10 protein-coding genes are annotated in these 14,825 nt (G+C 61.3%); 2 read left to right on the top strand and 8 right to left on the bottom strand.

Features of this window, described 5'->3' with window-relative positions; all coding sequences use genetic code 11:
* Nucleotides 1-47 precede the first annotated feature (47 nt).
* From JQN68_RS11245 to JQN68_RS11235, 3 genes are all read right to left on the bottom strand, one after another.
* A complete protein-coding gene (locus JQN68_RS11245) occupies nucleotides 48-1,721 on the bottom strand; it encodes a LysM peptidoglycan-binding domain-containing protein (protein ID WP_249621193.1) in 1,674 nt (557 codons plus the stop codon).
* Entirely contained in the window at nucleotides 1,714-3,378 is a 1,665-nt protein-coding gene (gene hflX, locus JQN68_RS11240; RefSeq protein ID WP_225072905.1) for a GTPase HflX, read from the bottom strand. The genes JQN68_RS11245 and hflX overlap by 8 nt, the downstream gene beginning before the upstream one ends.
* 81 nt (nucleotides 3,379-3,459) lie before the next feature.
* The gene (locus tag JQN68_RS11235; RefSeq protein ID WP_225072906.1) at nucleotides 3,460-4,227 is read right to left on the bottom strand and encodes an enoyl-ACP reductase FabI; all 768 of its coding nucleotides are present in this window, start codon (nucleotides 4,225-4,227) and stop codon (nucleotides 3,460-3,462) included.
* Nucleotides 4,228-4,485: 258 nt separating this feature from the next.
* On the opposite strand from JQN68_RS11235, the gene JQN68_RS11230 reads away from it, so the two are divergent.
* Nucleotides 4,486-4,602, top strand: a complete 117-nt coding sequence (locus JQN68_RS11230; protein WP_225072907.1) for an entericidin A/B family lipoprotein — start codon at nucleotides 4,486-4,488, stop codon at nucleotides 4,600-4,602.
* Nucleotides 4,603-4,605: 3 nt separating this feature from the next.
* Here the strand turns inward: JQN68_RS11230 and JQN68_RS11225 are convergent, their stop codons facing one another.
* The 3 genes from JQN68_RS11225 to JQN68_RS11215 all read right to left on the bottom strand — a co-directional run bounded on the left by JQN68_RS11225 (nucleotide 4,606) and on the right by JQN68_RS11215 (nucleotide 9,947).
* Entirely contained in the window at nucleotides 4,606-8,058 is a 3,453-nt protein-coding gene (locus JQN68_RS11225; protein ID WP_225072908.1) for an acyl-[ACP]--phospholipid O-acyltransferase, read from the bottom strand.
* A 246-nt stretch (nucleotides 8,059-8,304) separates the two neighbouring features.
* The gene (locus tag JQN68_RS11220; RefSeq protein WP_225072909.1) at nucleotides 8,305-8,874 is read right to left on the bottom strand and encodes a TetR/AcrR family transcriptional regulator; all 570 of its coding nucleotides are present in this window, start codon (nucleotides 8,872-8,874) and stop codon (nucleotides 8,305-8,307) included.
* Nucleotides 8,875-8,981: 107 nt separating this feature from the next.
* Nucleotides 8,982-9,947, bottom strand: a complete 966-nt coding sequence (locus tag JQN68_RS11215) for a chemotaxis protein CheV (RefSeq protein ID WP_225072910.1) — start codon at nucleotides 9,945-9,947, stop codon at nucleotides 8,982-8,984.
* Between the two features lie 353 nt (nucleotides 9,948-10,300).
* Between JQN68_RS11215 and trpB the strand changes: the two genes are divergently transcribed.
* Nucleotides 10,301-11,524 (top strand): tryptophan synthase subunit beta, encoded by a 1,224-nt coding sequence (trpB, locus tag JQN68_RS11210; RefSeq protein WP_225072911.1) that lies wholly within the window; start codon nucleotides 10,301-10,303, stop codon nucleotides 11,522-11,524.
* A 117-nt stretch (nucleotides 11,525-11,641) separates the two neighbouring features.
* Here the strand turns inward: trpB and JQN68_RS11205 are convergent, their stop codons facing one another.
* Together JQN68_RS11205 and rlmKL are read right to left on the bottom strand one after the other, a co-directional pair.
* Nucleotides 11,642-12,451 carry a DsbC family protein gene (locus tag JQN68_RS11205; RefSeq protein WP_225072912.1) on the bottom strand — a complete coding sequence of 270 codons (810 nt, stop codon included), beginning with the start codon at nucleotides 12,449-12,451 and terminating at the stop codon, nucleotides 11,642-11,644.
* A 159-nt stretch (nucleotides 12,452-12,610) separates the two neighbouring features.
* Nucleotides 12,611-14,752 (bottom strand): bifunctional 23S rRNA (guanine(2069)-N(7))-methyltransferase RlmK/23S rRNA (guanine(2445)-N(2))-methyltransferase RlmL, encoded by a 2,142-nt coding sequence (gene rlmKL / locus JQN68_RS11200; protein WP_225072913.1) that lies wholly within the window; start codon nucleotides 14,750-14,752, stop codon nucleotides 12,611-12,613.
* Nucleotides 14,753-14,825: the final 73 nt, after the last annotated feature.

The raw sequence follows: 14,825 nt of genomic DNA, 5'->3' as shown, positions 1-14,825 counted from the left end.
ACAACTGCCGGCGAAGTTTAGCAACGCCCTGAAAAAAAGTCAAAAACTTATCCGCGTCCATCCCTTGGCAGCAACAAAGTCAGCTTCTGGCCGGGTTGCAGGACCTGATTCCTATCCAACTGGTTCCAATCAAGGATCTGGTGGACATCCAGAGCGAATCGTTGGCTGATGGCCCACAGGGTATCGCCGGGACGCACCTGGTAGACAATCCGCTGCCCAGCCTCATCCCGCTGTGCCGCCGCCAACTGGATGGTGGTGCCCGGGTGCAGAACACTTTGCCGAGTCAAGCCGTTCCAGGCTGTCAAATCCTGGACCTTGACCTGAAACCGCCGCGCGATGCTCCACAGGGTGTCGCCCTTGCGTACCTGGTAGGTGGGCGTTGCCTGAGCGGCGCCTGCTACCGGCCTCGCATCGGACGCCACGCGGGCACCGTCGGCGGGCACGATCAGTTCGTCACCCACCTTCAGGGAACGGGGATTGTCGATGCGGTTCACGGCCAGCAAATCCTGGACCTTGATCCCGTACTGACGAGCCAACTTGTACGGGGTGTCCCCGGGACGGATGCGGTGACGCTGCGCTCCGTTCAGCTGACCGGCCGGTACCCGGGCAAGGGCCAGCTTGAAATCCTGCTCCTGGCCGAAGGGGATGCGCAGGGGGTATGGGCCGGCATCCGGCGGGACGGCCAAGCGCTTGAGTTCCGGGTTGAGATAGCGAATGGAATCCTTGTCGTTGTCGCAAAAGTCGGCGACCATGGCCAGATTGGTTCCCCCTGGAAGCTGCACCGTGTCGAAGGTCAGGGGCGGCTGGTATTGCAGATTGTCCAGGCCGTAGCGGGCCGGATCCTGCACAATGTGCAACACCGCATACAATTTCGGCAAATAGTTGCGGGTTTCCCGTGGCAGATGACCGCCCCGACTGAGTACCCAGAAATCATCGCTACCGCCGCTGCGGACGGCGTTTTCCACCCGCCCGGAACCGGCATTGTAAGCGGCGATGGCCAGCGGCCAGTTGCCGTTGAAGCGCTGGTGCAGATCCCGCAGATGGCGCGCCGCGGCGCGCGTCGACTTGACCGGATCGCGGCGTTCGTCCCGCCACCGGTCGTTTTTCAGGTCGTACAGACGGGCCGTGCCTTCCATGAATTGCCAGGGACCGGTGGCCGAAGCACTGCTGACGGCGAAGGGGTTGAAACCGGATTCGATGAGGGCCAGGTAACTGAGTTCCGGAGGCAGCCCCTCACCGGTAAAGATTTCCTGCATCATGGGCAGATAGCGCCCGGAGCGTTCCAGAACGCGGCGCAAGCCGTTTTGACCGCGCCCCGTGTAGTATTCGATATAATGCCGGACTTTGTCGTTTTCGACTACCGGCAGTTGAAACACCAACTGGTCTTCGAGTTCCGTCCGGCCTTCATCTTCCGGCGCAGCCTCGTCGGCGGCGGCCAGGACCTGCATGTCCTCCTGGGCTTCAGGATCCTCGGGATCGCCTTCCTCGTCACTGCAGACTTGGCCAATTTTGGTCCGTGCGGGACCGAGTTCATCGAGGGCCTCGGCGACCGGCAACGGTCCTCGTTTGCGGCCGCCACCGGCAAGGGGTTCCGGGGCGGGTGCGGTTCCAAGGGCACCGGCCTCGCCGGGTGAGGGCGGCGGCGCCAGGCAGCCGGACAACACCAGCATGGCAAACATCATGATCAATCGGGAAACTACCGGGGTTTTCAACCTATTCATCTGCATCATGTGATCCTTCCGTGGCCCCGCTGGCCGCCGCAGGCCAACAACGCTCCTGCAACGCCATGAGCAGCGGGGCAAAGGTTCGGCGATCCCGGGCACTGACACCCAAAGCCGCGTAACGGCGGCACAAAGCCGCAGCTTCATCCTCTGGAACCAGATCGATCTTGTTGAACACCAGCAAGCGGGGAATACGATCCAGGTCCAGCTCCTGCAAAATTCTTTCCACCGCTTGAATCTGTTCTTCAAAGCGCGGATTCGCCAGATCCACCAGGTGCAAAAGCAGATCGGCATCGGCCAGTTCCTCCAGGGTTGCACGAAACGCACCGAGCAGACTTTTTGGCAACTGACGGATAAAACCCACCGTATCGGTGATGATGACCTCCCGCTCTTCAGGAAAACGCAGGCGGCGGCTGGCCGTATCGAGGGTGGCGAACAGCAGGTCTTCGGTCAGCACCTCACTCTGGGTGAGGGCATTGAGCAAGGTCGATTTGCCGGCATTGGTGTAGCCGACGATGGAAATGATGGGAATCCCGGCCCGTACCCGCCGCTGCCGGCGTTGCAGCCGACCCCGGGACAGCTCCTTGAGCTGGTTTTCCAGCCGGGCGATGCGGTCTCGAATGCGCCGACGATCGACCTCCAACTTGGTTTCGCCCGGTCCGCGACCGCCGATGCCGCCCATCAGACGGCTGAAGGCGACCCCGCGGCCAACCAGGCGCGGCAGGATATATTTGAGCTGGGCCAGTTCCACCTGCACCTTGCCGTCCCGGGTCTGAGCCCGGCGGGCGAAGATGTCGAGAATCAGCTGGGAACGATCTATGACCTTGAGGTCGGTGATTTCGCTGATGGCCCGCACCTGGGCGGGGGTCAGATCCTGGTCGAAGATCAGCAGGGTGGCGCCGCGCTGCATGGCCCGAATGATGACCTCCTTGACCTTGCCCTGCCCCATCAGATATTTGGGGTTGATCTGGCGCGGTCGCTGGATGAAGCGATCCAGTACCACGACGTCGGCGGTCCGGGCCAGTTCCGCCAGTTCATCCAGGGAATCTTCCGTGTCGTGACGGCTCTGGGTGCTGACGGAGATCAGAATCGCCCGCTCCCGGGGATCGGACAGATCCACCGTCTCCGCCATGCGGGCTTCCAGTTCCTGTTCCAGGGAACGGATCAAGGCCGAGAAGTCCCGGTCCAGATCGTAGACCGAGGGGGCCTGCAGCACTTCCACCGTCCGACCGGAGGGGTTGGGGGGCAGCAGATGGGCATAATGCACCGCCCCCGGCAGACCCCGATCGCCGACCTCGATGGCCGCCAACAGATCGAGACGCAGCAACGCCAGGTCGGTCAGGTCGTCTTCCGAAAGGGGTTCGCCGCGCAGGTGGGTGTGGACGCAGCGCAGGCCGCGCAGACCGCTGCGGCCGCAGCCGTAGGCGGACAGATCGGGAATGAAAATCTCCCGATCGTCGCCGACGATGACATGTTGGATCTCCCCGGCGCGATCGATGATCAGGCCCAACTGGCGATGGATTTGGAAGGACTGCTCGGTCAGATAACGGGCCAGTTCGCCGCTGATCAGTTGATCAGCCGGCACCCGGCGCCGGTAGATACGCTCCAGTGCCTGGATCTGACTCGGCTTGAGCCCCTTGTCATTGCCAAAAATCACCGTGGTTCCGCTTTCCGACAAAAAAAGGGCCCCGCAGGGCCCTCGTTATGTGCGTGCGAAAAATCGGCCGGTCTCCTGTTCTCAGGCCACAACAAAATTGAAGCCGGCGTCAACATAGTGGACTTCCCCGGTCACCCCGCTGGCCAGATCGGAGAGCAGGTAGAGTGCCGATTTCCCCACTTCATCCTGGGATACGGTGCGCCGCAGGGGCGCGCGTTCGTCCATCATCTTGAGCTTTTCCTTCATGCCGCTGACCGCCGAAGAGGCCAGGGTCTTGATGGGCCCGGCGGACAGGGCATTGACGCGGATGCCGCGTTCGCCCAACTCTGCCGCCAGATAGCGGGTGGAAGCCTCCAGGGCGGCCTTGGCCACGCCCATGACATTGTAGCTGGGCACGGCGCGCTGGGAGCCGAGGTAGGTAAGGGTGACGATACTGCCGCCCTGCTTCATCAGGGGAGCGGCCCCCCGGGTCACGGCCACCAGGGTGTAGGCGCTGATGTCCATGGCCAGCAGGAAGTTTTCACGACGGGTCTGGGAAAAGGGATTTTTCAGGTCGTCCCGGTTGGCGAAGGCCACGGCATGCACCACGAAATCCAGGCTGCCCCATTGCTTTTCCACCTCGGCAAAGACTTGGTCGATATCTTCATCCCGGCTCAGATCGCAGGGCAGAATCAGATCCGCGTCGACGCTTTCGGCCAGCGGCCGGACCCGCTTTTCCAAAGCTTCATTGAGATAGGTAAAGGCCAGGGTGGCCCCGGCGGCATGGAGCTGCTGGGCGATGCCCCAGGCGATGCTCAGTTCATTGGCCACACCGAACACGATGCCGCGTTTTCCAGCCATCAAACCCATGGATGTACCCTCCTCGAACATAAATTGGAACGTATACTACTAGCAAAATGCCGCCGGCAGATCAAGCACCAAATCCCTGTTTCTCAAAACCCCCCGATTCTGCGAGGTTATTTTTTCAGCACAAAAAGCTGTTGCCGGCCCGGCGAAACCGAGGAAAGGAATTTCAACCATTTTGGGGCTTGCCTTCGACCCCGATTCGCCCCTATCTTTTGAACCATTCAGGCCGTTTCACTGCCGTTATGTTACCTGGAGGAGAGTATGAAAATCACCATCCTGATCCTGCTAATTTTATCTCTGGCTGCCTGCAATACCATCTCCGGCATCGGCAGGGATATCGAAAAGGTCGGCGAAGCCATTCACCGCGGAGCCAACTGAGTCTCAGCCGGCGGCGCAGAACTGCTGAGCCCATTGCTTTGCCGTCCCCAAATCGGTCTTGCCGGTGCCGAGTTTCGGGATCGCCGGCACCGGATACAGGGCCGCCGGCATCATGATGGGAGCCAGTTCGCCCTGCAGCGCTCTTTTCAGATCCTCGAGGGGATGGTCGGAGACCACCAGGGCCACGATCCGCTCTCCCTTTCTGGCATCCGGCAGGGCTACGGCCAGTACTTCGCTGCCGGCCGGGGCCACTTTCAGCAGCGCATCCTCCACCATGGCCAGACTGACCATTTCACCGCCGATTTTGGCAAAACGGGAATACCGGCCGAGGATGGTGAGAAAGCCGTCCTCGTCCAGGCACCCCTTGTCGCCGCTCTTGTACCAACGGATGCCATCCTTTTCGACAATTGCTTCCCGGGTCCGCTCGGCATCGTCCAGGTAGCCCTGCATGATCTGGGTCCCGCCGATGAGAATCAGGCCGGCCTGCCCCCGGGGCAGGTCTTCCAGGGTGCCGGGATCGACGATGCGGAAGGTGCTGCCCGGCAGGGGCAGGCCCACGGTGCCCGGTTTGTTGCCCCTCTGCACGGAAAAATCCGCCAGATTCATGGCATCGTTGACATTGACGCTGGCCACCGGGGTGGTCTCCGTGGTGCCGTAGCCTTCGTGAATTTCCAGCCCGAAACGGTCGCGAAACGTTTTGCGGATATCCTCGGACAACCGTTCGGCGCCGGCCACTACCTGGCGCAGGCTCCGGAACATGAGGGGATGCACCTTCTTGTTGCGGGCATACAGACCCAGGAAGGTCGGGGTGCCGCAGAGAATGGTCACGCCGTGAGCCGCAACCAGGCGTCCGACCTTGGCGCCGTCCGTAGGATCGGGCTGGCAGACCAGGGGGATGCCCTCCATGAGGGGCAGCAAAGTGGTGATGGTCAAACCGAATGCATGAAACAGGGGCAGAGTCGAAAGGATGACATCATCCTCACGGGCATTGAGCAGACAGGCCACCTGGCGAATATTGCCGACCATATTGGCATGGCTCAACATGATGCCCTTGGGAACGCCCTCGCTGCCGCTGCTGAACAGAATCGCCGCCGTGTCGGTCCGCTTCACCCGTTTGCAGAACCAGGCCTGCAGCAGAAACACCGGCAGCAGTCGCGCCAGCAGCAGACAGGTCAGCAGCAGCGGTTTGCCCAATTCGCGCTTGACCTGTTCCAGATGAACCACCCGGCGACCGGCAAAAGCCGCTTCCAGATGGAAGCCCTTGGCCTGCAGACGGGTCAGGAACCGTTCGGAGGTGACAATGGTGTCGACCCCGGCCCGGCTCAGGCACGCATCCAACACGCCGGTACTGCTGGTATAGTTCAGGTTGACCACGGTCTTGCCGCGCAGCAGCAGGGCCAGGTTGGCGATGATGCCGCCGGCACTGGGAGGCAGCAATACGCCGACATTCTGCCGCCCGGCCGCCAACCGCCCCAAGCGGCGGGACATGGCCAGACAGGCCGCCAGCAACCGCGTTCCGGAAAAAGCCGCCCCGTCGGCATCGATGACGCAGGTCGCGGCCGGCCGCTGTTTCACGCTCTTGAGCCAGGTTGCGCCCAAGGGCTCAAAAGTTTCGGCATAATGTTGCCAGGCTGCGATGGAAAGTTGAAACACCGCCGACTTGACCTCCTTGGCCTCGGTCGCGGCCGGCAGCGGTGCGCCGAAGCAGATGGTCACTTCCCGCACCATGCCGATGCCGGTGATGCGACGCAGCTTTTTTGAGGCAAAGGAAAACACGCTGCCCCACAGGCCGTGCAGATAAAAGGGCACGATGACACATTCCGCCCGGCGGGCGGCCTCTTCGAACCCGCGCTTGAACTCCCCCATCTGGCCGTTGCGGCTCACTGCTCCCTCGGGGAACAGCACCACCACCTCGCCCCGCTCCAGGGAACGGCTCACTTCCCGCAAGGCCCCGCGATAGCCTCGCGCGGAGATGGGAATGGCGCGAAACAGGTCCAAGGCCCAGCGCCAATACCAGCGTTCGTAAATGGCCCGGTCCATGACAAAACGCATGCGGCGCGGCACCGCCAACTGCAGCACCGCCCAATCCAGAAAGCTGGTATGGTTGCCGAGCAACAGCACCCCGCCCTGGGAAGGAATGTGTTTCAGGCCAAAGACGGTGATGTCATAACGTTGCGCCATGACGGCCCGCAGCAGAAAGCGCAACAGGGATTGGGGCAACTTCCAGAGGGAGTAGGCGGTGCCGAGCAGCACCACCAGGGCCAGGACGCGAAACAGGGGTACGCTGCTCACCCCATGGCGGGCGGCCGCCACCGTGCCGCCGAGAAACAGCAACATGGCCAGGGTCTGGAGAAAATTGTTGCCGGCCAACACCCGACCAAGGTCCCGCTCCCGGGCATTGAACTGGATGAGGGCATTGAGAGGCACCACCAGCATCCCGCCGGCCATGCCGTACACGAACAGCAACGCGCCCAGCACCACCGGATGGGTAAAGCCGGACAGGAGGAAGAGAATCCCGGTCATCACCACCGCCGCCGCCGGGATCAGACCGGTTTCGATGTAATTCTTGCTGAACTTGCCGGCGGACATGGAGCCGAAAATCAATCCCACCCCGCCGAACATGAGCAATCCCTGAGCCACCACCGTATTGGTTTCGCCAGTGGCGGATTTCAGATATTCGCCGAAGGAGGCCAGCAGGACCTGGTTTACCGCCCAGAACAGGCTCAGACCGAATACCGACAGTCGAATGACCTCGTTGCCCGATACCAGGCGCAGGTTGGCACGCAGATAGCGCCCCCGCAGATAATCGGGCCAGGCCAGATGCATGCCGGGGTTGCCCTTGGAGGTCAGGGGCAGCACAAAAGCCAACAGGGTTTCAGCCACCGCCCCCGCCAGCAGCAGGTAGCCGCAGGGTGCCACAGCCTGCAACATGGCTGCCGGCGTCTGCTCGCCGCCGGTCAGAAACGTTTCAAAAAGGATCGAATAGATCAGACCACCGGCAAGAATCGCGACGATGGTCACGGCCTGCACCAGGGCATTGCCTCCGGCCAACCGTTCCTTGCCGACCAACTCCTTGAGATAGGCGTATTTGGCCGGTGAATAGACCGCGCTCTGGGCCGCCAGCAGCAGGGTCAGGGCAAAGGCGGGCCAGAACAGCCCCAGCCGGTAACAGACCACAATCATCGCGGTCAGAGGCACGGTACAGGCGGCGCAGATGCGGATGATGCGATGTTTGGGGAAACGATCCGATAAAAAGCCGCTCGGGGTGAACAGGAGAACAAAGGGCAGCAGGATCAAGGCATTGACCACCGCGGTCAGGGCAATCTGCGGCGGGCCCTCATAGCTTTTGAAGATCGTGTTCTGGATGACGATCTTATGGCCCAGATCCGTCATCGCATTCAGCAGCACGACGAGAATATAGGGCCCGAATCCCCTGATGGCGAACAGTTTTTTCATGAATGTCCTCCTGGCTGGTCGAGCCGGGCCGGTGTCGCACCCTGGCTTCATCTTGGAGCATTAGATACTGCAAAGAACTGGAAATCTACATCCGACTAATTAGACTGTCAACATTATTTCAACGGCCATTTGTCTCAGGTCACAACCTCCGGCCGGCCGCCCCCGCCCGACATGCAGGAAGTTCATAAATAAGTATTCGTTTACTTATTAATGAACCGGAAATTTTCCCCTGGTGCCGGCACCGATTCAGGCCGCACCCGTCAGCCTCAGGCAGGCGGTCACCACCTCTTCGACCATGGTCTCGCTGACCACCAGGCGCCCGTAGCGTTGCATGACCAGCGGCTGCAATACCGCGCCCATTATCAGCGCGCTCTGCAATACCGGATCTCCGGCCGCCACCGCACCTTCCTCCATGGCCCGGCGCATGAAACGAATGGCCATGTCGTTGGGATTGGTAAATTCATCCAACAGCTTCTGGCCGGGAAAGTTATGCTGAGTGAGAAGGATGAAGGCGAACACGTCCGGCTGCCCACGAAAGTAGTCGTAGATGAAGCGGATGGCGGCGGCCAGTCGTACCGGAAAGGGTTGCGAACTCTCGAGCAGAGGCGACAGCAATTCCGCAAAAGCCTTCAACTCCTCGCTGAACAGCTGCCAGGCCATATCGTCCTTGCTCTGGTAATGCCGGTACAGGGCGCCTTCCGTGGCTCCCGCCTCGCGGGCGATATCCTTGAGGGTGGTGGCGGCCAGGCCCTTGCGGGCGAACAACTTGATCGCCGCGGCCTCGATAGCCCTTTTCTTGCTGACAGGTCGCGCCATGCAGGTCTCCTTCCTTCGTGAATAAGCAAGTAAATATTTACTTACTAAAAGGGCCGTGTCAAGCAGCTTTTTTCAGTTCCGGCCGCAGGGGTCGGAATGATTTGCCCTCAGCTGACCAGGGCCTCCGGGCAGAAACCGTCCACCAATTCCACCAGGGCCGGAATCTGCGGCTTGCTGATCCAGGCGTCCGCGCCGACGGAACGGCATTTGTGCGCCATCTGATCGGTAATCAGGGACGAAAACATGACGATTTTCAGTTCGGCCAGCCCCAATTCTTCCCGCACCTTTCGGCACAGGGTCAGGCCGTCCATCTTCGGCATTTCGATATCGGTGATCAGCACTCGGACATGGCTCAGGAACTCCGCCTCCGACGTCACGCTGCCCTGGATGTCCAGCAGGCGGCGGTAACACTCGTCGCCGTCGGCAAAGGTCTGCAGCTGATCGTATCCGGCCCGGCCCAGAACTTTGGCAATCCCCTGCCGAATCAGCACCGAATCTTCCGCCAGCATCAGCTTGACACGGCTCCGACCGGTGGAACGGACGACCGGCGCCGAAGGCGTCGGAGTCCCCTCGAAGGACATGCTCATCTCCGGATCCACTTCAGTCATGATATGCTCCAGGTCGACAATCAGAATCTCCCGTTCCTGAATGTGGACGCTGGCGGTAAAACGGGGCCGGAACCGCTCGATGAGGGGCGCCATGGGACTGACATCCTTCCAACTGACCCGATGAATCTGATTCACGCCATCCACCAGAAAACCGGTCACCTTCCGGTTGAACTGGCACACCAGCACAATGGGCCGCAGCGCAGGATCCGGCTCTCTACAAGGCCGGCCCCGCAGATGCGCGGCCAGATCGATCAGGTTCAGGGAGGCTCCGCGCACCATGTAGACACCCAGAACCGATGGCAGGGATTGCGGCAAAGTGGTGCGCTTATCCGATTCAAATGGAATGATCTCGCGCAGTTTCTGGACATTGATGCCGAAGGACTGGCCTGCCAGGTAAAATTCGAGAATCTCCATCTCGTTGGTGCCGCTTTCCAGCAGAATTTCCTGGGCCGAAGGACTGTTCATGCGCATAGCTCCACAAAGGACTCATCCGAAAGCGACTTCCCGAAACTTTCCAGAAGTCAAAAATTTGGTCAACCGGGTACCGGATTTGGTCAAGAACCGTTGCATGGTCTCTTCCTGCAGGATTCATGACAACTTTCCCGCATCGGCAGCATTCCCGACTTACAAGACCCGGCCCGGCACCGTACCGGGAATAGCGAAACCGCGTTTTTACGTTGAATTTTTCCCGTCCATGCTTTACGTTGCTGCCTGTACCAATCCCGCGACCGGCCAGCCCCGACGAAACGTTTTCGCAGCAGGAACATGACGGATCTCTGGCTCGGAGACGGCGAACCAACATTTTTGGGAGGATATATATGAGCCGCAGATTATGTGATATGCCCCTACCGGATGAAAATGGCTATTTTGGTGAATATGGCGGCAGCTTCATTCCCGAGGAACTGCAACAGGTGATGGATGAAATTACCGCGGCGTACCTCGAGATCAAAAACGACCCGGCTTTTCAGGAGGAGTTGCAGTCCCTTTACCGGCACTATGTGGGTCGTCCCAGTGCCCTGTTTCACGCCCGCAACCTGTCGCGGAAAATCGGCGGCGCGCAACTTTACCTCAAGCGCGAAGATCTCAACCACACCGGAGCGCACAAGATCAACCACTGTCTGGGCGAAGCTCTGCTTGCCAAACGGATGGGCAAGAAGATCCTGATCGCGGAAACCGGCGCCGGACAGCACGGGGTCGCCCTGGCCACGGCCGCGGCCCTGGTCGGCCTGCAATGCCACATTTACATGGGGGTGGTGGATATCGCCAAGGAACGGCCGAATGTGACCCGCATGCAGATCCTCGGCGCTCGGGTGGTGCCGGTAACGCGCGGCACCCAGACCCTCAAGGACGCCGTGGATGCCGCCTTCGAGGCCTACCTGCAGGATCCGGTCAACCAGCTGTATGCCATCGGCTCCGTGGTCGGCCCCCATCCCTTCCCCATGATGGTACGCGACTTCCAGCAGATCGTCGGCCAGGAAGCCCGCGCCCAGTTCCTGGAAATGACCGGCCGTCTGCCGGACAACCTGGTCGCCTGCGTCGGTGGCGGCTCCAATGCCATCGGCCTGTTCACCGCCTTTCTGAATGACGAGCAGGTCGCCATCCACGGCGTCGAGCCCTCCGGCCGCAGCCTGGAAGACGGGCAGCATGCCGCCACCCTGTCCCTGGGCAAACCGGGAGTGATGCACGGTTTCCGGTCCTACATGCTGCAGGACGATCAGGGCCAGCCTATGCCGGTCTATTCCGTGGCGAGCGGTCTGGATTATCCCGGCGTCGGCCCCCAACACAGCCTGCTCAAGGATTTGAAGCGGGTCACCTACGTCACCGCCGGGGACCGGGAAACCATCGATGCGTTTTTTGAGCTGTCGCGGGTGGAGGGCATCATTCCCGCCCTGGAAAGCTGCCATGCCGTGGCCTACGCCCTGCGCCTGGCGGCGCAACTGCCGCCGGAGCAGACCATCCTCATCAATCTTTCGGGCCGCGGCGACAAGGACCTCGACTTCGTCATGGAGAATTACGGCAAGGAATATTGCCAGGACATCTGACACGGGGGCCCCAATTGATCCAGAAAAAACCGCCCTTCGCAGTTGCTGCGAAGGGCGGTTTTTTTTGCATCGTTGATGGGCCGGAGCTGGCCGGTTGTGCGCCCGAATTCGCGCGGTTTACCGCCCCGGACGCCCTTCGGGCCCCGATGGCTGCACTTTGGACCCCAGCAACCTGAGAAGAGCGGCCGCATCCCGATAGCCGGAAACGATACGGCCATCGGGCAGCAACAGGGTCGGCGTCGAGCGAATCCCCAACTGTCGGGCCAGGGCCAGGGTCTGATCGACCTCCTGTCCCTGGCAGAGGGGGGGCGGCACGAAGCGATCGGCAAAACTGTCCTCGAGCAGTGCCAGGGAACGGTTGCAGACGATGCTTTTGGCAATCATGTAGGCATCGGGATGAAGATCCAACGGCATCATTTTGATGTAGAAGGCGATGTCCGGATCGAGCTTCACCACCTTCTTCAGTTCCTCGTGCAATTTCCTACAGTAGCTGCATTTGGGATCGGTAAAAACGACCACTCGCATCGGCGCACGGCCGGTGCCCACCAACAAGGCATCCTGCAGAGGGATGCGGCTGACATCCACCCGGTTCATGGCCTCTTGACGTGTGCGGGTCAGATTTTCGCCGTCCGTCAACCGGATGACATCGCCCTGCAGCAGCAAGGTTTTTCGGAAATCGATGTAAACCAACTGCCGGCGCCGGTTCTTTTCAATCTCAACGGCCCAGAAGGACGGAATTTCCGACGCTTCGATGCGCAGGACCCGGTCGGCGCGCTCCCCAAGCAACTGCTGGGCTTCCTGGCGGCTCAGGGTCGGGACTTCCGCTCCGCTCGGCTCGGCCTGCAGCCCCAAGGGCAGCAGGCCGACCACCGCCAGCAGCCCAACCACCAAAACGATTCTAGCCAATCTCATGCCAACGCGTTTCATGCCACTCTTCCTCCAAATATGAGCCCTGCCCCAAGCCGGACCAAAGGCATTTCAAAACACCCTTATAATCCCCTTGTGCAAAAGAAACAAGTCCTTTGCAGCACCGTCGCCCTCGTTCAGACCGGTTCGAACCCGCCATTGAAAAGGCTGTGGGAGCGGTCAGCGCCGGGTAATCCGCCAGCAGTTGTGAATGCGGGGATTACGCGTGAAATCCGGCGGGATGGTAGCCGCCGTGATATCCTCGATGGACAGCTCCGGCAAACCCTCCCGGTCCATACGGAACTTGCGGAAGTTGTTGGAGAAGATCAGTATCCCGTCCGGGGCCAGCAGGGTTGCGGCCAACCGCAGCAATCGCACGTGGTCGCGCTGGATGTCCAGGGTGCCGCTCATGCTCTTGGAATTGGAAAAGGTCGGCGGATCGAGAAAGATCAGGTCATAGCGGCCGCGCTCCCGCTCCAGAAACTGCAACACATCGGCCTGCAACAGGCGATGCTGCGGGCCGGCCAATCCGTTCAGGGCCAGGTTGTCGCGGGCCCAGTCCAGATAGGTGCGGGACAGATCGACGGTCAGGGTGGAGCCGGCGCCGCCCCGCGCGGCATGCACCGTGGCCGTGCCCGTATAACCGAACAGATTGAGAAACCGCCGCCCGGCCGCCAACTCCTGCAGCAGGAACCGGGTCGGACGGTGATCCAGGAACAGTCCGGTATCGAGATAATCGTGCAGGTTGACCCAGAACCGGCAATTACCCTCCCGCACCACAAAACGTTCCCCGGCGCCCGCCTGGCGGCCATACTGGGAGGTCCCTTTCTGACGTTGCCGCACCTTGACGGCCACCGCCTCCGGCGAGACTTCCAACACCTCCGGCAAGACCCGCAACGCCTCCCGCAAACGGCGCGCGGCCGCCGCTGCGTCCACCGTAGCCGGGGCCTGATATTCCTGAACATGCAACCGATCCTCATAACGGTCGACGGCCAGGGCGTATTCGGGCATATCGGCATCGTACAGGCGATAGCAGGTGACGTTCTCCTGCTGCGCCCAACGCTGCAGCGTACGCATATTTTTCCGCAGCCGGTTGGCGAACATCCGGGCCCCTTCACTCAGGGGCGCCTGCGGCGCGTTGGCACCGAAAAACCATTGTGGTTCGACCTGGAACCGCAGCAACCGGCAAGCCAGGGCGCCATTGAAAAAGGGATGCAGCTTGTACGCCCGCAGGCCGAGGTTTTTGGCCAATTCGGGGTTGCCGGTGAAAACCGCCGCCTGCCAGCCGAGAAAATGCTGCCGCAGACGCTCCCCGAGCAATGCATACAGACCCCGCAATTCAGCCATTTCTCCCAGACGTTCTCCATAAGGGGGATTGGCCACCACCAGCCCCCCGTTTCCCGGGTGCCGGTCCGGTGCCTGCAACTGTTCCAATGGCCGCACTTCGAACGTCAAACGGTTGCCGAGCCCGGCCCGTTGGGCGTGATCCCGGGCCGCCTGCACGGCCCGCGGATCGCTGTCATAGCCCAAAATCGCAGGCAGTCGCTCCAGACCGGCACGACAACGCTGACGGGCTTCCTCCAGCAGCTCCTGCCACAAGTCGGGACGGTGGCCGAGCCAGCCGTTAAAACCCCAGTATTCGCGCAGCAAGCCGGGTGCGCAGTCAGCGGCCAGCAGAGCCCCCTCGATGGGCAGGGTTCCGGAACCGCACATGGGGTCCAGCAAGGTGCCGCCGGCGGCCGCCAATTCCGGCCAGCCGCTGCGCACCAGGATGGCGGCGGCGAGATTTTCCTTGAGGGGTGCCGCCAGGCCTTCGCGGCGGTAGCCGCGGCGATGCAGACTGTCGCCGGAAAGATCGAGACTGAGCTGGGCCCGGTTGCGATCCAGATGCAGGTTGATGCGGACCTGAGGCCGCTCGACATCGATCCCGGGGCGTCGACCGGTCTGGTCGCGGAACCGGTCGACAATGGCATCCTTGACCTTCAGAGCGGCAAAGCGCGAATGGGTCAGGGCCGAATTACGCACTGTCGCGTCCACCGCCAAGGTGCCGTCATCGGCCAAATGCCGCTCCCAAGGCATTTCCCGCACCCCATCGTACAACTCTTCGGCGCCGGCGGCCTCGAACTCGGCCAGGTGCAACAGCACCCGACTGGCCAGGCGCGACCACAGGCAGATGCGATAGGCCTCCCGCAAGGCTCCCTGAAACAGCACACCGGCCCGGGTTTCCCGGACCTCGGCCCCTCCCAGGCTGCGCAATTCCTCGGCCAGCAGGCTTTCCAGGCCACGCGGTGCCGTGGCAAACAGGTTCAGAGGTGCTTCCATCAACGATCTCTTTCCTTCAAAGGCAAAGGGGATATTGCCGTACTGGTAATGCTGAAATGATCGGTATCTGGGA

The organism is Desulfuromonas sp. CSMB_57 (assembly GCF_020194955.2).
GTDB lineage: Bacteria > Desulfobacterota > Desulfuromonadia > Desulfuromonadales > Syntrophotaleaceae > JAFCIY02.
Note: the sequence above shows the minus strand (reverse complement) of the source record. Positions and strands in the feature narration are given on the sequence as shown.